Source organism: Parapedobacter koreensis (genome assembly GCF_900109365.1).
GTDB lineage: Bacteria > Bacteroidota > Bacteroidia > Sphingobacteriales > Sphingobacteriaceae > Parapedobacter > Parapedobacter koreensis.
This window is the reverse complement of sequence record NZ_FNZR01000001.1, coordinates 114,089-137,727: the sequence shown is the minus strand read 5'-3', so window position 1 is coordinate 137,727 and position 23,639 is coordinate 114,089. Positions and strand designations below refer to the sequence as shown.

The 23,639-nt window shown below is 48.7% G+C and carries 21 protein-coding genes; 9 read left to right on the top strand and 12 right to left on the bottom strand.

Translation table 11 applies throughout. From position 1 onward, the window contains the following. Nucleotides 1-5: 5 nt before the first annotated feature. The 7 genes from BMW65_RS00595 to panC form a co-directional block, all read right to left on the bottom strand. Nucleotides 6-623: an FKBP-type peptidyl-prolyl cis-trans isomerase gene (locus BMW65_RS00595; RefSeq protein ID WP_090601956.1), complete on the bottom strand. Its 618-nt coding sequence runs from the start codon at nucleotides 621-623 to the stop codon at nucleotides 6-8. 203 nt (nucleotides 624-826) lie between these two features. After that, on the bottom strand, nucleotides 827-1,402 hold the full coding sequence (locus BMW65_RS00590) for a CAP domain-containing protein (protein ID WP_090601955.1): 576 nt from the start codon (nucleotides 1,400-1,402) through the stop codon (nucleotides 827-829). 60 nt (nucleotides 1,403-1,462) lie between these two features. Continuing rightward, nucleotides 1,463-1,948 (bottom strand): thioredoxin family protein, encoded by a 486-nt coding sequence (locus BMW65_RS00585; RefSeq protein ID WP_177180942.1) that lies wholly within the window; start codon nucleotides 1,946-1,948, stop codon nucleotides 1,463-1,465. Between the two features lie 47 nt (nucleotides 1,949-1,995). After that, the gene (locus BMW65_RS00580) at nucleotides 1,996-4,296 is read right to left on the bottom strand and encodes a TonB-dependent receptor (protein WP_090601951.1); all 2,301 of its coding nucleotides are present in this window, start codon (nucleotides 4,294-4,296) and stop codon (nucleotides 1,996-1,998) included. A gap of 158 nt (nucleotides 4,297-4,454) precedes the next feature. Further along, entirely contained in the window at nucleotides 4,455-4,817 is a 363-nt protein-coding gene (locus BMW65_RS00575; RefSeq protein WP_090601949.1) for a hypothetical protein, read from the bottom strand. A gap of 122 nt (nucleotides 4,818-4,939) precedes the next feature. Continuing rightward, nucleotides 4,940-5,287 carry an aspartate 1-decarboxylase gene (gene panD, locus BMW65_RS00570; protein WP_090601948.1) on the bottom strand — a complete coding sequence of 116 codons (348 nt, stop codon included), beginning with the start codon at nucleotides 5,285-5,287 and terminating at the stop codon, nucleotides 4,940-4,942. Nucleotides 5,288-5,582: 295 nt separating this feature from the next. Further along, the gene (gene panC / locus BMW65_RS00565) at nucleotides 5,583-6,449 is read right to left on the bottom strand and encodes a pantoate--beta-alanine ligase (RefSeq protein ID WP_245747432.1); all 867 of its coding nucleotides are present in this window, start codon (nucleotides 6,447-6,449) and stop codon (nucleotides 5,583-5,585) included. A 125-nt stretch (nucleotides 6,450-6,574) separates the two neighbouring features. On the opposite strand from panC, the gene BMW65_RS00560 reads away from it, so the two are divergent. The 3 genes from BMW65_RS00560 to glmS all read left to right on the top strand — a co-directional run bounded on the left by BMW65_RS00560 (nucleotide 6,575) and on the right by glmS (nucleotide 10,866). Beyond that, on the top strand, nucleotides 6,575-7,405 hold the full coding sequence (locus BMW65_RS00560; protein ID WP_090601945.1) for a glycogen/starch synthase: 831 nt from the start codon (nucleotides 6,575-6,577) through the stop codon (nucleotides 7,403-7,405). Nucleotides 7,406-7,452: 47 nt separating this feature from the next. Next, nucleotides 7,453-8,919: a DUF4270 family protein gene (locus tag BMW65_RS00555; protein WP_090601944.1), complete on the top strand. Its 1,467-nt coding sequence runs from the start codon at nucleotides 7,453-7,455 to the stop codon at nucleotides 8,917-8,919. 111 nt (nucleotides 8,920-9,030) lie between these two features. Then, nucleotides 9,031-10,866, top strand: a complete 1,836-nt coding sequence (gene glmS, locus BMW65_RS00550) for a glutamine--fructose-6-phosphate transaminase (isomerizing) (RefSeq protein ID WP_090601942.1) — start codon at nucleotides 9,031-9,033, stop codon at nucleotides 10,864-10,866. A 91-nt stretch (nucleotides 10,867-10,957) separates the two neighbouring features. Here glmS and BMW65_RS00545 read toward each other — a convergent pair whose 3' ends face one another. Further along, nucleotides 10,958-12,526, bottom strand: a complete 1,569-nt coding sequence (locus BMW65_RS00545) for an SUMF1/EgtB/PvdO family nonheme iron enzyme (protein WP_090601941.1) — start codon at nucleotides 12,524-12,526, stop codon at nucleotides 10,958-10,960. A gap of 196 nt (nucleotides 12,527-12,722) precedes the next feature. Between BMW65_RS00545 and ispF the strand changes: the two genes are divergently transcribed. Further along, a complete protein-coding gene (gene ispF, locus BMW65_RS00540) occupies nucleotides 12,723-13,202 on the top strand; it encodes a 2-C-methyl-D-erythritol 2,4-cyclodiphosphate synthase (RefSeq protein ID WP_090601939.1) in 480 nt (159 codons plus the stop codon). A gap of 139 nt (nucleotides 13,203-13,341) precedes the next feature. Next, complete coding sequence (locus BMW65_RS00535; RefSeq protein ID WP_090601938.1) at nucleotides 13,342-15,765, top strand: S9 family peptidase; 2,424 nt, start codon at nucleotides 13,342-13,344, stop codon at nucleotides 15,763-15,765. Here the strand turns inward: BMW65_RS00535 and BMW65_RS00530 are convergent. Next, nucleotides 15,762-16,064: a DUF2218 domain-containing protein gene (locus BMW65_RS00530; RefSeq protein ID WP_177180941.1), complete on the bottom strand. Its 303-nt coding sequence runs from the start codon at nucleotides 16,062-16,064 to the stop codon at nucleotides 15,762-15,764. The two genes, BMW65_RS00535 and BMW65_RS00530, sit on opposite strands and share 4 nt — an antisense overlap. A 22-nt stretch (nucleotides 16,065-16,086) precedes the next feature. After that, nucleotides 16,087-17,094 (bottom strand): helix-turn-helix transcriptional regulator, encoded by a 1,008-nt coding sequence (locus BMW65_RS00525; protein ID WP_090601935.1) that lies wholly within the window; start codon nucleotides 17,092-17,094, stop codon nucleotides 16,087-16,089. A gap of 141 nt (nucleotides 17,095-17,235) precedes the next feature. Here BMW65_RS00525 and BMW65_RS00520 point away from each other — a divergent pair, with 141 nt between their 5' ends. The 4 genes from BMW65_RS00520 to BMW65_RS00505 all read left to right on the top strand — a co-directional run bounded on the left by BMW65_RS00520 (nucleotide 17,236) and on the right by BMW65_RS00505 (nucleotide 22,358). Next, nucleotides 17,236-19,659, top strand: coding sequence for a TonB-dependent receptor (locus tag BMW65_RS00520; protein WP_090601933.1), 2,424 nt, complete (start codon nucleotides 17,236-17,238; stop codon nucleotides 19,657-19,659). Nucleotides 19,660-19,684: 25 nt separating this feature from the next. Further along, nucleotides 19,685-20,947 (top strand): DUF4374 domain-containing protein, encoded by a 1,263-nt coding sequence (locus tag BMW65_RS00515; RefSeq protein WP_177180940.1) that lies wholly within the window; start codon nucleotides 19,685-19,687, stop codon nucleotides 20,945-20,947. Between the two features lie 11 nt (nucleotides 20,948-20,958). Continuing rightward, nucleotides 20,959-21,906: a siderophore ABC transporter substrate-binding protein gene (locus tag BMW65_RS00510; RefSeq protein WP_177180939.1), complete on the top strand. Its 948-nt coding sequence runs from the start codon at nucleotides 20,959-20,961 to the stop codon at nucleotides 21,904-21,906. A 131-nt stretch (nucleotides 21,907-22,037) separates the two neighbouring features. Beyond that, complete coding sequence (locus BMW65_RS00505; protein WP_090601929.1) at nucleotides 22,038-22,358, top strand: transcriptional repressor; 321 nt, start codon at nucleotides 22,038-22,040, stop codon at nucleotides 22,356-22,358. On the opposite strand, the gene BMW65_RS00500 is transcribed toward BMW65_RS00505, so the two are convergent. Together BMW65_RS00500 and BMW65_RS00495 are read right to left on the bottom strand one after the other, a co-directional pair. Then, nucleotides 22,317-22,805 (bottom strand): anthrone oxygenase family protein, encoded by a 489-nt coding sequence (locus BMW65_RS00500; protein ID WP_090601927.1) that lies wholly within the window; start codon nucleotides 22,803-22,805, stop codon nucleotides 22,317-22,319. The genes BMW65_RS00505 and BMW65_RS00500 overlap by 42 nt on opposite strands. Before the next feature lie 51 nt (nucleotides 22,806-22,856). Beyond that, nucleotides 22,857-23,636, bottom strand: a complete 780-nt coding sequence (locus BMW65_RS00495) for an ABC transporter ATP-binding protein (protein ID WP_090601925.1) — start codon at nucleotides 23,634-23,636, stop codon at nucleotides 22,857-22,859. Nucleotides 23,637-23,639 lie beyond the last annotated feature (3 nt).

Sequence of the window (23,639 nt, the reverse complement as noted above, 5' to 3'; positions counted from 1 at the left end):
ACGATTTATGGATTGTTTGAGCTTGGTTCGCTAATGTCAAGGACAGTAATCTCAAAATATAATGGCGCATTGGCAGGCACTGTTCCTTGTCCCCTATTTTGGTAAGCCCATCTCGAAGGCGTCACGATACGGAATACTGCACCAGCCTTCAGGCCATCCTGCGTAATTCCCCCAAAATCAACAGGTTCGTCCAATAATTCTCCGTCTTCACCAAAGATAATTTCTTTCGGAAAAAAGATAGCTTGCCATGCAAGAATGACATTGGCTAAGGAAATTTCTGCGCCATCTTCATCATCGTTAGAATCAAAGACTGTGTTGGTCTGAACAAGCCTCCCCGTATAGTTTACATGTACAGTAGGAGCTTCTATGACCAATTGAGAGGGATTGTCTTGACGTGGTACTACTTTATATTGATAGGAAGCTGGATCGCCAGGTTGGATAATTTCATACCATATTCCCGTTGGTTCATGGAATCGTGGTACATTCAGGTGTTCATTGGCATATGCTTCTATGATGGGTTTTTCAATCTCTTGTTGTGCAGCAGGGTCGAAATCATCCTCCCGTAAGCATGAAGACATTCCAACTGCCACCAATCCCACCAGTAATACGTTTATCTTTTTCATAATTTTCACATTCAACCTTGCGAGCTGCAAAGTTATTTAAATAAATCAATTAATTAATTCCTTAACACTATTTAACAAACCATGGAAACAAAGGTTTGGCTAACATATTGACAACCAATGAGCCATAAAGTCTACTTTTCCTAAACGGAAAAGGGCGGCTGGTTGCTACACGGGAGGGAAAAATTTCGATGGGTTTTACGGTTTTATTCCCTCTTTGCGCCAAAGACCTGTACCCAATAGTTGCCATCGTGAGCGATGGCCATTTCTTTGTACGTGTCACGCATGAGGTTTGCACAGTGGCTCGGGCTTTCAAACCATTTCTGTACGGCTGTTTCCGTATCGAACTTGCCAAAAGCAATGTTTTCACCATAGGCCAGCACTGCGCTGCTCGTGGAGATGTAACCTGCTTTGATGAGGCGATGGTATACATTTTCACCGGATGGGCTGGTGTGGTTGAAATAGTCGTTTAGTTGCATGTCTTTTGCGTGGGCTAATGCCGCAGCGTAAAGCGCAGCATTCCAGGTCACCTTGGATGTGGACGGCATGGTTTGATCTCCACAATTACAGCCTTTTTGCCGTAATGCATTGACCTCAGCTAATGCTAAAATGATGGTGGAATCGGTTTCTATTAACGTATCTGATGAGTCATCGTCTTCCTTTCCCGAAGGAATATCCTTAGGCTCCGTTGGAACAGGCTCCAACGATTCACTACTGTTCGGCTCGCAGGCAGACACCAATACAAACAAGCAGATCGCTGCTTGCGTCAAATATTTTAACATAGGTAGCTGTTAAATTCGTTGCAAGAAACGCAATTTTTCTCTTTATTCCAAATATTTGTTTTATTTTTTATCGTTTCGCGTTAAATTATTGCTTTGTGCTTGTGAAATGGTTATGGCATCAAGCAGGCTATTCAGGTCTTCTGGATTTAATAGACCTGGATATTTGAGGCGTATTTCAAAATTTTCATCGATAAGTACCCAAGTAGGGAGTGTTAGTTTGTTAGCCAGATTTCCCAAGACAAAAGCGAGATCGTGGGTTCCGGTAGCTATCCCCGTGCTTTTAAACCGGTAAGTGGTGCCGTTGAACGGAATGTCTTCTTTAAACTCGGCGTCAAACTCCGTAAAATAGAATTGACGGGAGGCGGACTGGAAAGCCTTATTTTTTCGTAACTGCGCTTTTTGCATCTGGCAATAAGTGCACCAAGTGGTGGAAATCAGGATAAGCGCCGGTTTCGGATGGAGGCGCATGCTATCAGTCAATTCATGAATAGGAGTCGCAATGATTTGCCCCATTGCGTGGTCCGCAAAGGGTATGTAAAGTAGCAACAAAATGATTTTTTTGATGAATAACATGCGCCTTTTTCCGATGTTGTTTAATAAAAACTATACCTGATGCCCACGAATCCTCTCGCACCTTGATTTGGCCCAAAGACATAAGAAGGGTCGAAGGTAAGGCCGTAAGGATTTTCGGGCGTAATCAAGGCCTGTCCGCTTTCATCAAATTCGACCGATTTGTCAAACGGATCGTGCGAGCGGGCGATGATAAATGGATTGCCTTTGTTGGGCGTCCAGTTTAACAGGTTTTTGATCCCGCCATAAAGCTCGATGCCATTGCGGAATGCCCTGCTCACCTGAATATTCTGGATGCTCCACCACGGCGATTTGGAACTCCTTGGATCGTTGTCGCTTAATAGGGGCAGGCGCATCGGTCCATACAAATTTCCGGTGTAATCGATGGTAAGACCCGTACCTTTGTGGGTGTAGCTGGCACTCCATACGCCGGTAGACCGTTCGGTAAACAACTGTTGGATTTTTTGGCCGTCTTCCTCGCTATAGACGTCCATGACGGTAGCGCCGGCCATCAGCTTGAGGCCATTCATAAAGGCGAAATCTACATTAAGCGAGATACCCTGTGAAATGGCATGGCCATCCAGGTTATCATAGATGACCTGATTGGCATCGGTGTCGTAGTCGGCAATGATTTTATTGCTGAAATAGGTGTAAAATACCGTCGCGTCGAACCCAACGATGCCACCGTTTGAGAAGGGTACTTTCTTCACAAAATTGAGGTTGCCGTTCCAGGAGGTTTCTGGGTTGAGATCTGCCGCAAAAACCACTTCCCGTGCCCCTGTTAGGGCCGAATGATCTTCCGTAAACACGTTGGCTACACGATAGCCGTTTCCGAAGCTGAGGCGAAGGACGTTGTTGTTGTTTAGGGAGTTCCATTTGTAGTTGACACGGGGGGTGAGGATGCTCCCGTGGATGGAATTGTAGTCGTACCGCATGCCCAACAGCAATTTGTTGTTGTCGTTGAGGCTGATTTCATCCTGCACAAATGCACCCGGCAACCGGGTGTGCGTTGGCTTATTGATGCCCAGATCGTTCGGATCGGCTGTAACCGGCGTATTATCGTCGTAGTAGGTGTACCGATAGGTCAGCCCCGCCAACAAATCATGATTGCTAAGCGGTTTGTTCCATGTCAATTGCCCGAATCCGATGTACTGGTCGGCCAGAAAAGGCGTGTCTCCATAGACGCTGTTTTGGTCATGTCCGTTTGCGCTAAACATCAATATAATATGTTCTTTGACAGGTAGTTGATAGGTGCCAAACAATTCCCACCTACTGGTATAAATGCTTTCACCGTATACTTCATCGCCGCCCCGGTATTGTGGGCTCCAATTCATCTCGCCGCCCCAGCGATCTTCATAAATGTAACGGGCCGCAAATGAGAAAACACGGTTGTCCTCGCGTTCGATGTTCCATTTGTTGAACACAGATATGCGATGTTGCAGCGTCACATCAGTAAAATTGTCGTGGTTGTTGTCTGTAGGATGCTGGTAGTTGAAGTAATTGGCTCCCAGTAGCGATTGCACTTTCCGGCCAGCGTTGAGCTTTACAGCGACATCCGCATTGATTTCGCCCCAACTAGTTCCGAATGCATCCACGGCAAGGGTAGGAGTGGTCCTCGGGTTTTTGGTGATGATATTGATAAGGCCACCTACGGCTTCGCTACCATAAAGCGTTGATGCAGGGCCTTTGACGATTTCCACCCGCTCGATGAGCGATTGTGGAATGCCACTTAGACCGTATACCGTAGATAGGCCGCTGACGATAGGCATGCCGTCTATCAATACCATGGTGTAAGGGCCTTCAAGGCCATTGATGTGGATATCCCCCGTATTACAGATGTTGCAGTTGAGCTGGGGGCGCACGCCGTTGATGTTTTGCAGTGCGTCGAACACGGATGGGACCGGATTGGCCTTGAAAAATTTGGCAGTGTATACTTCCACAGGTACAGGGCTGTTCAGCTTTGATACCTCCTTCATGGTGCCGGATACCACCACTTCATCCAGTGATGAACTTTCATCGGTCAATACGATGTCTTTCGTGGCCGGTGCGGCGCCGTTGGTATGCACTTTTGTGCTATGCGGCTGGTAACCCACATATTTCACTTCCATCTCCCAGTTGCCGGCGGGAATCCCGGTTAATAGATAGCCACCCACACTATCCGCTGTGGTGCCGATTTTCAGTGAAGGGATGGCGACAGTGGCATAAGGAACGGCGTTGCCGTACCGATCAGTAATGGATCCACGGATGGTTGATGTCTGGCCATAGGCAATGGCGGTAAAAAACGTCATTGCAAGGATATATATAAGCGTCAATTTTTTACGCATGGGAATTAAATTATTAAAAACGTCTAACCTGTTATAGCGCCATGGCATGAAGTTGGTGATCCATTGATGACCAAGTTTCCACGAATGGCTTATTGCCCCGGAAATAGCCTGCGGGACAAGTTTCACATTAAATTTTATGTAAGAAAAAAGGTATAGGATTAGACGCTTTGGGGAGGTCCCCTCAAATAAGCATAGTGCAGCTTATTGAACTGCCAACTTGGTGTTCGGTAGGGAAGGTAAACCAAACAGGCAGGGGTAAATACGGGCTGTGTATAATGCACGGGCTGCACCTGGATGAGGTTGCCATGGAAGGCAATATCCAATAAGTGTATTTCGGTATCCGATTGATGGTGCCTATTGGTGTCCGGATCTTTTTTTAGGTTGTAAGGGTGTGTGTGGATAATAATCCGTCCGTCAGCCGTCTTATGCTTATGCATGAAGACTGTTCCACTTGCAACAAGCAGGCAGAACAGGATGGCTTGAAACCGGGCAAGCCTCGAACGGATGGTGCTATTCCACATCGTAACTTATTAAAGCTTGTTTTACCCTTATTGGATACGATGTAGCAAAGTTAATCGAAAAAGTTTGATTAATCTAACATTTTTTTGGATTTCCGGCAATGACACTGCTGCGCAGTTGTGAACTATATTAGCTGGTTATTTTCATCAGGGAATACCAATATCGGTTCGTATTTCTTGGCTTCCTCAAAGTCCATGAGCGCATACGAAATGACAATGATTACATCGCCTACTTGCACCAAGCGTGCCGCTGCGCCGTTAAGGCAAACCGTGCCTGAGCCTCGCTCACCCTTGATGACATAGGTTTCAAAACGTGCGCCATTATTGTTATTGACGATTTGCACCTTCTCATTGGCAATGATATTTGCCGCATCCATCAAATCCTCATCAATCGTGATGCTTCCCACATAATTCAATTCCGCCTGTGTGACACGCACCCGATGAATCTTGGATTTTAATACCTCGATAACCATGGTGCAAAGATACGGAAAATAAATAAGGATTGTTTTTGGTTTCGGTGCCGTTTACTTATCTTTACGCTATCCTGACGGCCATTCCCTCTTTATCTGCATAGAGCACTTATCTGAATACGCACCGGACGCGTACCCTGTCCTAATCCTGTTCGCCATGACAAAATGGTGACACCGCTTTGCGTCCATAATGAGTCCATCTTTTTATCGGAAAACATGGGCTCATTATGGACTGTTTATGGACTCATCCCGAAGAAGGTATGAAATAGATATGGAGTCGGTATTTAATGTTCCCGATTTACAACAACATATTGTCAATCAGTCGCACGCCGTCTACCCAAGCGGCTACCAATGCCACGAGCCGTTGCCCGGTTACGGTGCTGTCTGCTTCCACGAACGTGTCTGCATCGTAGACGACGAAATACTCCAACCGGATTCCGGGGCTGTTTTCCAGCGTTTGACGGGCGGCTTCCTGCAAGCTGTGTATGCCCTCTTTGCCCAAGTCGGCTTTGGCTTGTAATAGCGTACGATAGAGGGCCAGGGCTTGTGTCCGTCCCTGCGGTGTCAGCCGTATATTGCGTGAGCTCATGGCCAGGCCATCCGGCTCCCTTACTGTTGGGCACATCTCCAATGCCACGGGCAGATGAAGACTGGCAATCATGTACGCTACCACTTTGTACTGCTGGAAATCTTTTTGGCCGAAGCAAGCGACATCAGGCTGTACGGCATCGAAGAGTTTTTTCACAATCTGTGTGACGCCTTGGAAATGTCCCGGACGGTGGAGACCTTCCAGCACATCGTCCAAACCGCCCAGCTCGATATGCCAGTGCTCGCCCGGTTGATACATCTCCGTCACCTCCGGGAGGAAAAGCACATCGCAGCGTGCGTCTTGCAGTAGGGCGATATCCTTTTCAATGGGGCGGGGATACTTCTCCAAATCGGCGGGATCATTGAATTGGGTAGGATTGACAAAGATACTGCATACTACGACATCGGCTAGCTTTTTTGCATGGCTAACGAGCGCTATGTGACCGGCATGCAGTGCACCCATGGTGGGGACAAATGCAATGCGCAATTGCTGGGTACGATAATGTTGCAGTTGGCTGCGCAACGAATGTTTGGTCTTAACGATTTCCAACAGACTAACTCCTTTTTTGTTTGGCAAAAATGATAAATTTTTAGGTTATCTCATTGATGAATTGGGTAACTAATTGGTATAATGATAAAAAATGATTATCTTTGCAAACCGATTTTACTTTTCTAATAAAAATTAAAAACAAGAAATTGGAGATGGCAAAAACGAAGATTCTGTTTGTTACCCACGAGATGTCGCCTTTCCTCGAACTAAGTAAAATTTCTGAAATCACCCGCCAGCTGCCTCAGGCCATGCAAGAAAAAGGTTACGAAATCCGTATCTTGATGCCGCGCTTCGGGAACATCAACGAACGCCGAAACCGTTTGCATGAAGTAATCAGGCTTTCAGGGATGAATATTGTTGTAGATAACAATGACAACCCGTTGATTATTAAAGTCGCTTCTATCCCGGCGGCACGTATGCAGGTGTATTTCTTGGATAATGAGGAATATTTCCAGCGTAAGCATGTATTCTGTGATGAATGCGGCAAATTTTTCGAAGACAACAATGAGCGCACGGTGTTTTTCTGCAAGGGAGCCTTGGAGACGGTGAAGAAATTGGGATGGTCCCCTGATGTGGTGCATTGCCATGGATGGATGAGTGCGTTGGTTCCGGCGTATATAAAGACGGCTTATAAGGACGACCCGACTTTCAAGGACGCTAAAGTAATCTATTCGCTCTATAAGGAAGATTTCGGTGCTTCCCTGGGGGCGAATTTTGCGGAAATTGCCCGTACGGGCAATATGACTGCCGATGATGTAGCAGCCTATGGGGCCGGTGATTATGCCGACTTATATCAAGGGGCTTTGGCCTATTCTGATGCCGTAGTTTTGGCGGGTAATGATGTGGATGAGCAACTGTTAAATATTGTTAAAAAGAGCGATATTCCTGCATTCGAAGTGGAAAACAATGCGGAATTCGAAAATTATTGCAACCTTTACGAACAATTTTCAAGCGTAGAACTTGAAACGGAATTGGAAGCGTAGTTTTGGATTGGCTGTTTCCATCAGCTTTTTAAATTAACAATATTCAAATGAGATGTCATATTAAGGACTTATTGACACTGTTGATAAGTCTTTTTGTTTTAGGAAGTTGTACGAATCCGTCGGGGATTGGGCTGGATGTAAATCCGGAAGATGAGATCGTGGGGGTATTGACAGATACACTTACGCTACAGGCAGTGACGGTATTGGATGATAGTGCCCGTTCTTCCTCCTTCAATCAAACCGCCTTCGGTTGGTTTGACGATCCGACAATCGGGAAGACCGTTGCTGATATCGCATTGGCTATTGGTAGACCGGCAACGGTACCCCGTATCCGGCCCGATGCAACGATTGATTCGGTCATTCTGGTGCTTCCCTATGGAACGGAATATTTTGGTGATACGCTTAATGCTTCCTTTTCCTTGCAGGTGCGCCAATTGGATGAAGTCTATACCGATGGTAATTTTTCCTCAAAACAATGGGCAGTACGGGAGCCAATCGTTGGCGCTAAAACCATTAATCGGTTTGCTTATAAACAAACGGATAGCGTAAGCATCACTAAATACATCGATGGCAAGGATTCGTTGGTGAAAGAAATCCCCCAATTGCGCTTGGCCCTTTCAGCGGAGTTTTTCAAGGAATTGCTCAGCGAGTCGATCGACTCAACGACCCTTTCCACTGAAGCTGGGTTTAACAATCATGTAAAGGGGCTTTACTTAAGTGTTGATGAGGGAGCAATGACCAGTGTCGGCGGTTTGGTTACCCTCCGTGGTATAACCAATATGACCGGTATCGAACTTACTTACCGACAGCCGAACGGTGAGGAGGGGGATGACGCCGGTATTGATACGGTACGCGCATTTTTGCCTACGACAATACAAGATAGCTATAGCGGAAGTACCTACCAACGGCTGTCCACAAGCATTAAACGGACGTATACGGCCGACGTACAGGCCCAATTGGAAAACCCGGGAGGCAATTATGAGCAATTGTATCTCCAGGCACCTACTGGACTCCGTGGCCGGTTGCGCATTCCGTATATCGATGCATTGAAAGGCCGCAATATCGCGGTAAATAAGGCCGAATTGGTGTTATATGTCGATACGGAAACGCCGGATGGTGGTTTTTCGCTCCAAGCGCCACGCCTCACGTTATATCGGGAAGACATCGCGGGGCAGCGCCAACCGATTCCTGATGGGGATTCCCGTACGAGCAGCAGCAACTTTATCGGTGATGGGCGTAGCCTGTGGTATCGGTATGGCAACTGGCGGGCTTTTGGTGGCAATATCGATGAGGATAAGCAGCGTTATGTCTTCCATCTGACATCATTTGTCCAGGATTTGCTTTTGGGGAAAATAAACAGCAATGAATTTTTTATTGCCCCAGCGGCCGTTTCTGACAATACAGTGCCTTATTATCCCCTATTGAACGCAGGTGGCAGAACAATCATCAGCAATATGGATAACCCCAATTTGAGGATGAAATTGAATATCTATTATACGCAGGTGGGCGATTAGTATCGCGCGCTTTATCGTATATATATATCGGAAAAGCATCCGCAGGCTTGTGGATGCTTTTCTCATTTTAATAAATTATCGTATGTTTGGCGGGTAAATTATAGCGATATTATGTGTGGAATTGTAGGATACATCGGCCATAAAGACGCTTGGCCTATTATTGTCAAGGGGTTGAAACGCCTTGAATATCGGGGATATGACAGTGCAGGTATTGCACTGGTTTCCCAGGAGATAAGCTGTTATAAGAAGATTGGAAAGGTGGCCGATTTGGAGGCCTTTGCCAAGGGTAAAACATTGGCTGGCCGTGTAGGAATCGGCCATACCCGTTGGGCTACGCATGGCGAACCTTCTGATCGCAATGCCCACCCGCATCTCTCGGGAGATGGGCGTCTGGCCATCGTGCATAACGGGATCATCGAAAACTATGCGCCCCTAAAGGAGGAGCTGGCAAGCAGGGGCCATGTTTTCCGTAGTGATACCGATACGGAGGTCCTCGTTCACCTTATTGCGGATATCTTGAAGGAAGAGAAAACGGATTTATTGGAAGCTGTCCGGCTTGCGCTTACCCAGGTGGTGGGAGCCTATGCCATCGTCGTGGCCGATCGGGAGCATCCAGATCAATTGGTTGCTGCACGCAAGGGCAGCCCGATGGTCATTGGAATCGGGGAGGAAGAATATTTCATTGCTTCTGATGCTTCCCCGATTATCGAATATACCCGCAATGTAGTCTACCTCAAAGATCAGGAAATCGCATTTATCAATGCAGATGGAATGCTGATAAAGACCATTCATAACGAGGTGCAAACGCCTTACGTGCAGCAACTGGAAATGCAATTGGAGATGCTTGAAAAAGCGGGGTATGACCACTTCATGCTCAAGGAAATCCATGAACAGCCCCGTTCGATACGGGATTGCATGCGTGGGCGGATCTATCCACAGGCGGGTCAGGTGCAGTTGGGCGGGATAAAGGAATATGCCGAGAAACTCCGCAATGCTGACCGGATTATTATTGTAGCCTGCGGTACATCATGGCATGCTGGACTGGTGGGCGAGTATCTCATTGAGGAATATGCACGTGTACCGGTAGGTGTGGAATATGCTTCTGAATTCAGGTACCGTAATCCGATCATTACAGAACGCGATATTGTCATTGCGATTTCGCAATCCGGGGAGACAGCCGATACCATGGCTGCCATAGAACTTGCCAAAGAACGTGGCGCGACCATATTGGGAATATGCAATGTGGTGGGTTCGTCCATTCCCAGGCTGACCCACGGCGGGGTGTATACCCATGCTGGCCCGGAGATTGGAGTGGCATCTACCAAAGCTTTCACGGCACAGGTGACGGTATTGACCTTAATGGCACTGTATATTGCACAATTGCGGGGTACGCTGCCTCAAAGCAAGCTCGTGGAATTGCTGTCCTCCCTTCAGGACATCCCTGTACTTGTTGAAAAAGCATTGCAATGTGACGGTGCTGCTAAGTATATTGCTTCTGAAATAAAGGATAAAACCAACGCGATTTTTTTGGGCAGGGGTATCGGGTTTCCCGTGGCCCTGGAGGGTGCATTGAAACTTAAGGAAATATCTTACATCCACGCAGAGGGATACCCAGCGGCCGAAATGAAACATGGCCCCATTGCGCTGATTGATGAGGAAATGCCTGTGGTCGTGATCGCTACCCAAAACTCATCCTATGAGAAGGTCATCAGCAACATCCAAGAGGTGAAAGCCCGCAAGGGGCGCATCATAGCCATTGTCACCGAAGGGGATACCGCAGTAAAGGCTTTGGCCGACTATGTGATTGAAATTCCTGACGCTGATGAAGCATTCCTGCCATTGCTGGCTACTATCCCACTTCAATTGCTGTCGTATTATACGGCATGCATGCGGGGATGTAATGTGGACCAACCCCGTAACTTGGCCAAATCCGTGACCGTCGAATAGGCTGCTTGTTAGCGGTCGGTAATAAAAGAAATGGCTGCGTTCCTTCTGGGTACGCAGCCATTTCTTTTATTATTGATATCCCGTTCAGGGATTAAAAGATGCCCAGTATTTTTTTGTTATTGCCTTGTGATCGGGTTCGGTTGGCCGGGAAGCTTGGTTTTGTTTTGGTGTAAACCTCCGGAGAACCAACCAATGTCATGGCACAACGGAAACCCGTCATGGCGCTGGATTCGTCTTGTTGCATAAAGCGCCTTGTCGCGGGGTTCAACCAGTAAGCACGGTCATTCCAGGAGCCTCCCTTATATACCCGGGATTTGTCATTGATCAAGGAAGTAACGCCATACAGCTCATTATTCGTCTCATCGGCATGTCCGCGTACATCGTGGTCAAAGCCTGTTTGTGCGGAGTCCGGAGCGGTGGACGCAGCTTGTAATTCCTCCCATGTCTGTTTTCTGGGGGACTTGGCCGGCACCCGGATGGGGCGGCCATATTTATCTTTGGCAATGACACCTTCTTCGGCATCTTCATATTGTTTGTCCAGGTATACGTTGCCGCGGAAAGGGTTAAAATCCTCAAAGTCTTCGAAGGACAGTTGCCTGTATACGTCACTCACCCATTCATTGACATTGCCGGCCATATTATAAAGCCCGTAATCGTTGGGAAGGTAATTGGTGACGGGCACGGTAATGTCCCCTGCGTCGTTGAGATAACCAGCCACGCCCATGTTGTCCCCACTGGTAGGTTTGAAGTTGGCCATCATCAAACCCTGCGTGCGCCTCTTGCCTGAGCGGACACCCAACCCATTCCAAGGATATACCCTGCTCGTTTCTATGTTTCCAAATTCGGTATTGCCTACTAATCCCAGTGCTGCGTATTCCCATTCTGCTTCGGTGGGCAAACGGTAGGGCTGTTTAAGCACACCATCTTCCATCCGTACGGGGCGGCGCGCACCATCTTCAGCGCCGGGTCTATTATCTTCGGGCATCCGTTCACCATCGATGCCTTCGCCACGATATTGGCCATTGAGGTAAATGTCCGTGTTAAACGGTTCATTTGGACGCGCTTGTGCCTCAGCCAGCTGACGGTAGTCTACCAAAGCCCCGCGCTGGCGAAGGATGTGTTCATTGACGCGATCGGTACGCCATACGCAATAGCCATTGGCCTGCTCCCAGGTGACGCCTACCACCGGATAATCTTGGTAGGCAGGATGCCGCAGGTAAAGATCCACATAAGGCTCATTGTAGGAGAGTGGCTGACGCCATACCAGCGTGTCCGGGAGGGCATTATAATAGGCTTCTTTGTCGTCTGGGAAACTTTGGCGAATCCATTGCAGGTATTCCAGCCAATCGGCATTGGATACTTCGGTCTCATCCATGTAGAATGAGGCCACCGTTACCCTACGCTTGAGGTTGTCATGGGCGTATGTGATGTCTTCGTTAAGGCTACCCCCCATGACGAAGGTACCCCCTTCGATAACAACCAAGCCCGGGCCGGGCCCTTCTTTCACTTTCCGGTTGATTTGCAATCCGCCGTTATACGGATCGTTATAGGCAACCCCGGTTTTTGATGAGACTCCGCTTCGGTTTCTACAGGAACTCAATAAGGCCCCACAGCAGAGCAGTACGAGGCAATAAGAGAAATACGTAGTTGTCGTTTTCATTCGGTACATCAGAAAGACACAATTCTTTTCCAAGAACCAAAAATAGATAAATTATCGAAGTTATCACAATCAAAATAAAATAACTTTTGTTTTTCGGCAATTGAAATACGGCGTATCCTTTGAGATTACGGGGGCATTTGCCTAAGTTTGGCTGGTGATGGGTGCTCAGTGATGGGGTTGATACCAAAAATACGATATGAAGATAAAAGTAGGATTCGGTTTTGATGTACATCAACTTAAAGAAGGCCATCCCTTTGTTTTGGGTGGGGTACTTGTACAACACCATGCTGGTGCATTTGGGCATTCCGATGCCGACGTGTTGGTGCATGCGATATGCGACGCGCTGTTAGGGGCGGCAAATTTGGGAGATATCGGGCACCACTTTCCCAACACGGACGACCGTTGGAAAGGGATAAGCAGCCTTATATTGTTGGAGGAATGTGTAAAACTGCTGGGCGAACGTGGCTGGGTATTGGGCAATATCGACGCGATGTTATGCTTAGAAGCGCCGAAAATAAAACCTTATCTGCCGGAAATGAAACAAAAAATTGGCATTGCTGCCCGTATCGCCGAAGATGACATTTCCATTAAGGCGACTACCAACGAAACAATGGGTTTTATCGGCAGAAAAGAAGGTGTCGTGGCGTATGCTGTTTGCCTGATTGAACGAAAATAGGCGAATAGCAAAGGAAAATGATCGGAATGTTGTGAATTTAAACGTAACTTGATGGTTACCCTGGTGTATTTTACTTGAAAAAAAGGCATATTTGACAGTAATACGTTGAATAGCTATCGCATTGAACAATTATTTACGCATGAAAAGAATATTTACCCCATTCGGCGGCATCTTGGCGTTATTCCTGTTGCCATTTTTCTCAGCAGTATTCGCCCAAGACAACCTGGTTTATCAGGCACCGCCAGCAAGTATCCGCGAATTGGTGGATGCGCCTACCACACCATCGGTGTTATTTACTAAAAACAGGGATAAGATGCTGTTGCTTGAACGGCCGGATTTTCCTACGATTGTGGATGTTTCGCAGCCCGTATTGGGGCTGGCAGGCATACGGTTAAATCCGGCCAACAATGCAGCGGAAGGTGCCGGCTTCACGGGCATTACGGTAAAAGATGTAAAAAGCGGCCAGGAAAGCCCTATCACTGGGCTGCCACCTGAAGCACGCATTGGCAACGTGGCCATAAGCCCCGATGAAAAATGGGTAGCTTTCAGCAATAGTACGAAGACAGGCGTTGAGCTTTGGATAGCGGATATGCAGCAGTTCTCGGCGAGGAAATTGACAGAAGCGCCGCTAAACGATGCGTTCGGCGCTACGCTTCTCTGGACGCCAAGCGGGACACACATCTTAGCCAAGTTTATCCCCGACGGACGAGGAGAAGCCCCCAAAGCAAGCGACGTGCCGACTGGGCCCGTTGTGCAGGAAAGCCTCGGCAAAACGGCCCCATCACGAACGTATCAGAATTTGCTGGAAAATCCGCACGACGAAGCGCTCTTTGACTATTACATGACCGCCCAACTGGGGTTGGTGGATCTACAGGGTGGCATCACCAACCTCGGCGCTCCGGCTGTATATCGTTCGTTGAACTACTCACCCGATGGAAATTACCTATTGGTGCAACGGACAGAACATCCTTACTCTTATCTTGTGCCGGTATTTTCCTTTCCCTACCACGTGCTTGTTTGGGATAGCAAGGGCAACGAAGTAAAGAAATTTTATGAAGCTCCCTTGGCAGACAATGTACCTATTGGTTTCGACAACGTTTCTCCCGGTCCACGGGGATATAGCTGGCGTCCGGACAAGGCGGCCACCTTATATTGGGTGGAAGCGTTGGACGGCGGCTTGGCTCGCAAAAGCGCGGACAAGCGCGATGCGGTGTATCAATTGGATGCACCATTTACGGCGCAACCTACCAACCTCATCAGCACCACATTGCGGTTTGGGGGCATTACGTGGGCCGATAAGGAATATGCCATCCTGAGTGAGCGGTGGCGGCAGTCGCGCGCCGAAAAGATGACGTTGTTTGATTCGAACAACGGCGATACCATCAAAACCATTACCAACCGCTCTTCAGAAGACACGTACACGGATCCCGGTCGATTTGTATACGCGCCCAATGCCTATGACCGTTCGGTGCTTTTGCTGGACAAGGGCAAGCAGCCGACGGTATTTACCATCTCCGAAGGGGCATCTCCCGAAGGGGATCGGCCTTTTTTGATGCGTTGGAATTTGATTTCCGGGAAGACAGATACGCTGTTCCGGTCACAGGCGCCCTATTATGAGTCACCGGTGTTCTTTGATAATACGGGCACGCTTATCGTTTCCCGTGAATCGGTTGAAGAACCGCCAAACTACTACGCTGTCAATCTCAAAGACCGGGCATTGACGGCCATTACGGCATTTCCGCATCCGTATCCGTCACTCAAGGGCGTCCAGAAACAACAATTGTCATATCCCAGGAATGATGGATTGACGCTTACGGGTACACTTTACCTGCCGAAAGGCTACAAAAAGGAAGACGGCCCACTCCCCATGCTGATGTGGGCGTATCCAAGGGAATTTAAAACCGCTGCCGCGGCAAGCCAGATTAAGGGGTCGCCATACCGTTTTACGCGGATAGCATGGGGCTCGCCCATTTATTGGGTGACCAGGGGCTATGCCGTGCTTGATAATGCGGACATGCCGATCGTTGGCGAAGGTGATGATGAGCCCAATGACACCTTTGTGCCCCAGGTGCAGGCCAATGCCAAGGCCGCTATTGACTATGTAGCTTCGTTGGGCGTGGCTGATCCAAAGCGGATAGGCGTCGGCGGGCATTCATACGGGGCATTCATGACGGCCAACCTGCTTGCGCATACTAATTTATTTGCCGCTGGAATTGCCAGAAGCGGGGCCTATAACCGCACATTGACACCATTCGGCTTTCAAGCGGAACCCCGCACGTATTGGGAGGCTCCTGAGGTATACTACCAGATGTCGCCATTCAGTTTTGCTGATAAAATCAAAACGCCGATTTTGCTTATCCACGGCATGGATGATGACAATTCAGGAACGTTTCCGATCAACAGTGAGCGCCTATATGCCGCCATCAAAGGGCACGGCGGCACCATACGCCTGGTGTTCCTTCCCAAGGAACTGCATGGCTACCGCGCAAAGGAATCGGTATTCCACACCTTATGGGAAATGGATCAATGGCTGGAAAAGTATGTAAAAAATAAAGCCGACTAATCGGTGGAAGACGTAATGCCGTCTTGCCATTCGATGTGCAACGTTTCTTTATAGGAAAATTTTAGAAGGTGTCTCACAAGGACACCTTTTATTTTTTCGACATTTTCGGTGTCGGATGCGGTAATATCAAAAATAAGTTGGTCGGGCATAGCCAGCATTTCACATGTCCCGGATGGGAACACGGCGCGTCCCGTAGTCGGCGTATACTCGGCTTCGATTTTATGCCGGAAGTGGCGGCATAATTTGCCGATGTAATTGCTGGCTTCCTGTGTCTTGATGGTGCTTGTTGATTTCTCCACGATATGCTCGTTTTTTATGGGCTTATTCGCCACCATGCCGATGCATGATGCCTTTCGGACGATAGCCGTAATATTTTAAGAATGCATTTGAAAAATGGGAAATATCCCGGTAGCCGACTTGGTAGGCAACTTCGCTGATGGTATAGTTTCCTTCTTTCAGCAGCGAAAGGGCCAGCCGCATCTTTTTATGGATGACGTATTGATAAACGGTTTGTTGATAATAGGCTTTAAAACCTATTTTTAGCTTGTACTCATTCAACATAACGGTCTTGGCCAGTGTTGGGATGAGTGGCGGCTTGACGAACTGCTCATCAAGGATACGCTTGGCTTCGGCCAGTTTGGGGACATCGGCGGCTTGGAGGGGAGGATTGTCCAATACCGGCTGATCATTATAAAGAAACTGCTCCAGCTGGACAACTAATATCTCCTTTATTTTGGTTTCCAAAAGTAGTCGTGGCAATCGGCCCTGCTTGTTGGCGGCAACGATTTCGGAGAGCACACATTTCACGCTGGGGGTTACCTTCAGCGGTCCCGGTGAAAAATAAGTGTGTTCTTTTTTCAACATCTTATGGACAAAATCTTTGTGTAATGTCGATTCTTTGCTAATCAAATTGAAATAAAAACTTTCTGAAAGGATAATGCAAACATAGTGAATTTGTTGTTCCGCGGGCATGAGGAAGCGCCCGTGGAAGTACGGTGTATACGATATGGCATGGTTGGTCAAGACTGCCGGGTGCAACGGGATAAGCTTATCCACTTCAAATGCGATTGAACCGCTCAAACCAAAGTTGAGCATGATGTTGCTTCCTTCAATCCGGAAGAGATCTTCGGTATCCTCGCTGAAGCTCATCCGGCAATTGGCAATGATAAGCCCGGATGTCGTTAGGTAATGTGCCTCCATATACCGGATGGCTGGATGATCAATCGTGTTAACCCCTTCTTCCAACACGCTGTCGGGCTGATAATCATCTCCAACCTCCAGATCGTAAATCCAGCCCGGTATGCTCGTTATGCGTGACGTCAACTTCATGTTCGCGATGCTGATTCCGTGAGTGGAATGCCCCAGCTAATCCAACTTTTTTTACCAATAATAATACCGATGACACAAGCGCAGTCTCTCCGTAGCGCCTATTTTTGCAGCAAAAATATTTATAATTAGTCTAAATAGTTAATGATAGCTGAAAAAATTTACATAAACCTTTTTTTGCAGTATGCATTTATAGCCACGTTTGTCTTATGCGTCACCACATTTGCCGCATATGCGCAACAGCCCGTGGTCCATTTGCGTGGGGTGGTAACGAATGACGATGGGGAGCCGCTGCAGCAAGCTACGGTATATATTGCAGGCAGTTCCTTTTCAGCAACCACTGATGCAAACGGGGCATTCCAATTACGGATATCCACAGGAAGGCACCGCGTGCTCTGTGCGTTGGTGGGTTACCAATCGCAGGAGGCTAATTTGGTCGTCCATGACGACAGGGATTACCGGCTGGATTTCCAGCTGGTAAGGGGTGACAATTATCACTTGCAGGAAGTGGAGGTAGTGGGAAAGTCGGCCATTACGGAGGTGCGTGAATCACCGTTCAACGTAGTGGCGCTTGACGCCAAATCGCTCTATAACTCCACCTTGGATTTGGGGCACATGCTGGATAGGGCATCGGGCGTGAAAATCCGGGAGACCGGCGGCATGGGGTCGAACATGTCGATTTCGCTGAACGGCTTTACAGGTAGGCACATCAAATTGTTTATGGACGGCGTGCCCATGGAGGGATTCGGATCGGCTTTCCAGCTCAATAATATTCCCGTGAATATCGCTGATCGCATCGAAGTGTACAAAGGTGTCGTGCCCATCGAGTTTGGCGCGGATGCCATGGGGGGTGTCATCAATATCGTGACCAACCAAAGTGCCAATAGTTATTTGGATGTTTCGTATTCCTACGGTTCATTCAACACGCATAAGACCAACATCAGCGTAGGGCATACGACCAAAGCGGGCTTTACTTTCCAGCTCAATGCGTTCCAAAACTATTCAGACAACGATTATAACGTGCGTACCAACGTGCTGGATGTGCAGACCGGTAATTTTTCGTGGGAAGAATATTGGGTACGCCGTTTCAACGATGCTTACCATAATGAAACCATTATGGCAAAGGTAGGCGTTGTCAATAAACCTTGGGCGGATCGGTTGCTACTGGGCATTACACTCGGACAGGAGAAAGCCGAAATCCAGCATGCCAACCTGATGAAGATTGTTTTCGGCATGCGGGAGCGGAGCGGCACCACCGTATTGCCCTCGTTGTCCTATGAGAAGAAAAACCTGTTCGTAGACAACCTGCATGTACGGCTTACAGCCAATTACAACCGGAATTACAACCATAACATCGACACGGCTGCCCGCCAATACAATTGGTTTGGCGAGTACCGCCCTACCCGGTATCTTGGCGAATCAAGCTACACCCTGGGAAAGTTTTATAACGACAATGCATCGGCCACTGCCAACGTGAATTACCGCTTCAATGAAAAGCATTCCCTGGCGTTCAATGATGTCATCACGGGCTATGAGCGTAAAAATGCCGATCGCGTGGCGGTTACTGATGTCTATTCGGCTATCGATACCATGCGGCGCGCGAATCTTAAAAATGTTTTGGGGGCTTCATATCGCTACCAGCACAATAAAAATTGGAATACCAACCTCTTCGGCAAATACTACTACCAACGCGTCATCGGTCCGGTAGATACGTCAAATGTAGCGGGCAGTACCGCCTATACCGAGCGTACGGAATCGTTTAGCACCACAGGGTACGGGGTAGCCTCTACCTATTTCTTCCATGATTTCCAATTCAAAGCTTCCATCGAGAAAGCCTTCCGGCTGCCTGCGGACAATGAATTGTTTGGGGATGAAGTGCTGGAGACGGGCAATACGTCGTTGCGGGCTGAAAATTCCCTCAATTACAACGTGGGCGTTACATTGAACAGCACCATTCAGGATGACCATACGCTGTATGCGGATGTAAACGGCTATTACCGCGATATCAATGATTATATCCAACGGCTGGTCGAGCAACGCTATGGTACGGCTGGATACAGCAACCACGGTAAGGTACGCAATATCGGTGTCGATGCAGAATTGCGCTACTACTACAAAAACCGGTTGATGGTAGGCGGCAACGTGACTTACCAGGATATGCGGAATAAAGAGCGCTATGCTTCGTCTACGGGCGATCGGCTGAGTGTAACCTACAACAACCGCATGCGCAATGTGCCTTATTTCTTCGGCAATGCTGACGCGGCCTATTATGTGCACGATTTATGGGGCATGGGCAACGTCTTGAGCTTGGGGTACACGTTTAATTTCGTGGGCGAGTTTTTCCTCGATTGGGAAAGCTTGGGCAACCAGAACACCAAAGCAACATTGCCCCAGCAGTTGTACCACGATTTCAACATGTCATACATGATGGGAAATGGACGATATAACGTTGCTTTCGAAGCACGCAACTTCACCAACTCGATGCTGTATGACAATTTCAGCTTGCAAAAACCGGGAAGGAGTTTCTCGCTTAAACTACGCTATTTCCTAATCAAGCGCAACGGATAAATCAGCAAATAAAAACAGAATGGATATGAAACACTTAAAAACAATGAATGGCAGCGCATGGGCCATGGGCTTGGCGCTTTTGGCAGTCGTGGGCTGCAGCAAAAATGATGGTCCGGGGCCGGATGATGGCAATGGGGGAAGCGGTGAAAAGTATTTTATCGCCGCTACGGCAGGATCCAGTACGTACTTGCTTACGGCAGATGATTTGGAATCGGGTACGGCGACCATCGTGGGGCAGGGTGTCGAAATTCCCCGTAGCTATACCATGTGGGTCAACAACGGCACCAAAGCATCGGTAGGGCTTATTTACGCACAGGGGGATCCCGGTATTGGCATCTCGTACGGCTTGGATGCCAGCGGCAACTTGGCACCTGTCGGCAATGAATTCCAAATCACCTCCCGCTTTACGACCTACGGGGCATTTGACAAATACGTTATCACGAGTGTGAGCGGCCAGACGCTGACCGACGGCAAGACCGGGTCTATCTTTAATTTCATCGATCTGGAAAACCACAATACCATGACGCAAAAGGATATCGTAACGGAAAACTTTACCGGCAATGGCCAGCTTGCGACGTTTTCCGGTATCGTTGACTTAGGCAATGGCGAGTTTCTCACGGGATTGGTGGTATCGGAGCCGAAAGATCCCAGCCAGGGCGGGGGCGGTAGCACAGGCCCGGTCACCCATCCGGATAGTGTGTGGGTAGCGGCGTTGGATGCCAATCTCAACGTAAAGCGGATCTATCGTGATGATCGCATCAGCTATGCTTCTGGCCGTTTCCGCTCGCAATATTACTCGCAGATCGATAGCGATGACCAAGGCAATGTCTACGTATTCTCCGGTGCATTCGAAAGCAGCACGACCAAACCCGCTGGTGCATTGCGCATCAATAAAGGCGCTACGGATTTTGACCAGGGCTACTACTTCAATATTCAGGAAAAATCAGGTGGTTATCGCTTTCGCAAAGTGTGGCATATTACCGAGGACTATTTCCTGTTGGAAGTATACAACGATTTGGAATACGGTTCGCAAACTCCTGCTACGCAATATGCCGTGGTGAAAATGGAAGATAAGACGTTCAATTGGGTGACTTCGGGTTTCCCCGGTAAGGATGAAATCACGGCTACCGGGCTTCCTTTTGCTGATAACGGCAAGATATATTTCCCGGTGACGACGGCCTCTGCACAACCCACCGTGTATGTCATCGATCCGAAAACGGCAACGGCAAAAGCAGGGCTGGTGGTAGAAGCAGAAGGGGTAGCAGCCTTATCGAGGTTCGAATATTAAGAGGGATGATTATGCAACGAAATACCTTTATCCAAAAAGTGGCGGGCATTATGCTCGCTGCTTTTATTAGTATGTCCAGCCTCGGCATGGCGGATGGCAGGGATGAACTGGTGACGATTAAGCACCGGCTCGGTGAAACCCAGGTCAAGAAGAACCCCCAACGGGTAGTCGTCTTCGATATCGGTTCGTTGGAGACGTATCACGAACTGGGCATACCGGTTGTTGGTGTGACCAACAGTGTACCGGCCTATCTGGCTGAATACAAAAGCGATAAATATGCCAAGTTAGGTGGCATCAAGGGCCCGGATATCCAAGCGATTACTGCATTCGCACCTGATCTGATCATCATCTCCGGCAGGCAGTCGAGCGCCTATGATTCGCTATCAGCTATCGCGCCAACGATATTCCTCGGTGTGGATACGGAAAACTATTGGAGCAGCTTCGAGACCAACGTGCGCCATATTGCCAAGATACATGGCAAAGAAGCGCTGGCTGAGCAGAAGCTCGCCGCATTGCGCCAGAAACGGGATTTAGTGACCGCCAAGACGAAAGATGATGACCACACAGGTTTCGTTATCTTACACGTGCGGGGCGGCCATACGTCATATGGCAGCGGATCGCGGTTCGGTTTCATCCATGATGTGCTGGGGGTGCGCCAGTCATTGACCGACTTGGATGATGCCACCCATACCGGCCACCGGTTTAAAGAAGGCGACGGATTGGTGAAGAAAGCAAATCCGGATTACCTCTTCCTGATCGACCGTGATTCAGCAGTGGGTGGCGAAGAGAAGCAAACCGATGAATTGCTGAGCGTTGAATTGAAGCAGACACCGGCTTATCGGAACAAAAAAGTTGTGACGCTGCCCGGGAATATCTGGTATGTATCCGGCGGGGGATTGATCTCAGTCGACAAAAAGATTACGGATGTGGGCGAACAATTGTACGGGCTGACATTCTAAGTACAAGGAGAGATCACCACGGTCTCTCCTTTTTGCTTTCGTCCGAAATTCACAAAAAATAATCCGTTTATTGAAAGAAAGGACAACCCTTACAATCGTACTTTAGTAGATGAGCCGAATATAAAGGGATTATGGAAGGATATACCAATGTAGTGGATAATGATGCAGGGCTTGCCGCCCAAATCTGCTCCCTCATACAAGCCAGGGGATTGCACCTGAATCCACCCCGCAAGGAAGTGATTTGTGCACTGTGCCGCCAACAGGAGCCTGTTACAGCCGAGACGCTATGGCTGGATATCTGCGCCATGAAACGAATCAGCATTTCGGCTGTATATACCAACTTGAATATGCTTGTCCGCGAAGGGATAGCGAAACGGATCCATCGCCCGCGGGCCAAGTCTCATTACGCCCTACGCTTGCAAACCAGCCCAAACAGCTCCGGCAAATGCTAACGCATTGAAGACGCTGCGGATCAGGTGAAACCGGTTCCAGGGTCCTTCAAAGGCCAGCCGTTGTTGCCGGATGTCCGCTTCGGTCGCTGCCTCGATATCGAACTGCGCCAATGCGTCGTTGAGCGGCACATTGCCCATAGCCGTGACCAGAAAGACACCAAAAAAATACAACAGACTGCTGACCAAAAGCCCATAGAATGTATTGGTAGTGCCCACCAGCCGGAACTCCAGCCATGTCACAACGGGAAGGAGCACCAGCGTGCCAAAAAAGGTGAGGAAAAACAACGGATTAAGTACCGCGCGGTTAATGGACTGCATGGCCTTGAGGTAAACAGCGTCGTTGAGCCGGCCGAGTCCGGTATTCACTGAACAGGAATAAGCGTAGAAAAATCCGCTTATCAATCCGGTAGCCAAGATCGCAAGTAGTAAAGCAAGTTGTAATACCATAGTTGCGTTAAAGATACGCGTTTGGTGCCCGATTGCAACTGTTTTTTTGAATTACAGCTCCCTATCGACGATCAGGTTGGGCAGTCCCAATGAACAGGTTTCCACGCGTATTGCCACGCCATACACCTGGGCGATGATTTCGGGCGTGATGGCCGCTGTGGGGCGGCCGTGGCTGGCAATGATTCCTTTATCCATGACGATGACGTGGTCGGCCCATCGCAACGCTAAGTTCAGATCATGCAACACCATGACCACGATGCGGCCATCGGCAGCAAACGATCGGGCCAGCCGCATGACCTTCAGTTGGTGGTTGAGGTCAAGGGCGCTGGTCGGTTCATCCAGCAACAGCACCTTCGGCTCACGTACCACACTACGCGCCAAACTGGCCATCTGCCGTTGCCCGCCGGAAAGCTGGTTTAGCGGCTCCAATGCCAAGTGCGCTATGCCGATGCGTTCAAGCACCGCAATTGCACGTTTGTACAACTGCTCATTGCCGCTCGTAGCAGCATCTAAGGGGGAGGCTTTCAATGCGCTGATTACCGCTTCGATGACCGACAGGTTGATGTCTGTAGGGACACTTTGCGGCATGAAGCTGACCACCTCAGCCCGTTTTTGTGAAGATAATGCTTCCAGCTCCTGGCCTTCATAGGCCATGGAACCTTTTATGCGGAGTAAGCCCGCTATAGCACGTAGCAAAGTAGATTTTCCCGCAGCATTCGGCCCCGTCAGTACCGTTACCTCGCCGCTGGTTAAAGGCGGGAGGGTAAGCCCGCTGATGATGGGTTTCCCTGGGTAGCCCGTGTGGAGATTATCGATGAGTAGTATTGCCATGAT

Excerpts from the sequence above, each read along its gene's own strand:
- BMW65_RS00595 (WP_090601956.1), bottom strand. The coding sequence starts at position 623 with ATGAAAAAGATAAACGTATTACTGGTGGGATTGGTGGCAGTTGGAATG.
- BMW65_RS00590 (WP_090601955.1), bottom strand. The coding sequence starts at position 1,402 with ATGTTAAAATATTTGACGCAAGCAGCGATCTGCTTGTTTGTATTGGTG.
- BMW65_RS00580 (WP_090601951.1), bottom strand. The coding sequence starts at position 4,296 with ATGCGTAAAAAATTGACGCTTATATATATCCTTGCAATGACGTTTTTT.
- BMW65_RS00575 (WP_090601949.1), bottom strand. The coding sequence starts at position 4,817 with ATGTGGAATAGCACCATCCGTTCGAGGCTTGCCCGGTTTCAAGCCATC.
- panD (WP_090601948.1), bottom strand. The coding sequence starts at position 5,287 with ATGGTTATCGAGGTATTAAAATCCAAGATTCATCGGGTGCGTGTCACA.
- BMW65_RS00560 (WP_090601945.1), top strand. The coding sequence starts at position 6,575 with ATGGCAAAAACGAAGATTCTGTTTGTTACCCACGAGATGTCGCCTTTC.
- BMW65_RS00555 (WP_090601944.1), top strand. The coding sequence starts at position 7,453 with ATGAGATGTCATATTAAGGACTTATTGACACTGTTGATAAGTCTTTTT.
- glmS (WP_090601942.1), top strand. The coding sequence starts at position 9,031 with ATGTGTGGAATTGTAGGATACATCGGCCATAAAGACGCTTGGCCTATT.
- BMW65_RS00545 (WP_090601941.1), bottom strand. The coding sequence starts at position 12,526 with ATGAAAACGACAACTACGTATTTCTCTTATTGCCTCGTACTGCTCTGC.
- ispF (WP_090601939.1), top strand. The coding sequence starts at position 12,723 with ATGAAGATAAAAGTAGGATTCGGTTTTGATGTACATCAACTTAAAGAA.
- BMW65_RS00535 (WP_090601938.1), top strand. The coding sequence starts at position 13,342 with ATGAAAAGAATATTTACCCCATTCGGCGGCATCTTGGCGTTATTCCTG.
- BMW65_RS00525 (WP_090601935.1), bottom strand. The coding sequence starts at position 17,094 with ATGAAGTTGACGTCACGCATAACGAGCATACCGGGCTGGATTTACGAT.
- BMW65_RS00520 (WP_090601933.1), top strand. The coding sequence starts at position 17,236 with ATGATAGCTGAAAAAATTTACATAAACCTTTTTTTGCAGTATGCATTT.
- BMW65_RS00515 (WP_177180940.1), top strand. The coding sequence starts at position 19,685 with ATGAAACACTTAAAAACAATGAATGGCAGCGCATGGGCCATGGGCTTG.
- BMW65_RS00510 (WP_177180939.1), top strand. The coding sequence starts at position 20,959 with ATGCAACGAAATACCTTTATCCAAAAAGTGGCGGGCATTATGCTCGCT.
- BMW65_RS00505 (WP_090601929.1), top strand. The coding sequence starts at position 22,038 with ATGGAAGGATATACCAATGTAGTGGATAATGATGCAGGGCTTGCCGCC.
- BMW65_RS00500 (WP_090601927.1), bottom strand. The coding sequence starts at position 22,805 with ATGGTATTACAACTTGCTTTACTACTTGCGATCTTGGCTACCGGATTG.
- BMW65_RS00495 (WP_090601925.1), bottom strand. The coding sequence starts at position 23,636 with ATGGCAATACTACTCATCGATAATCTCCACACGGGCTACCCAGGGAAA.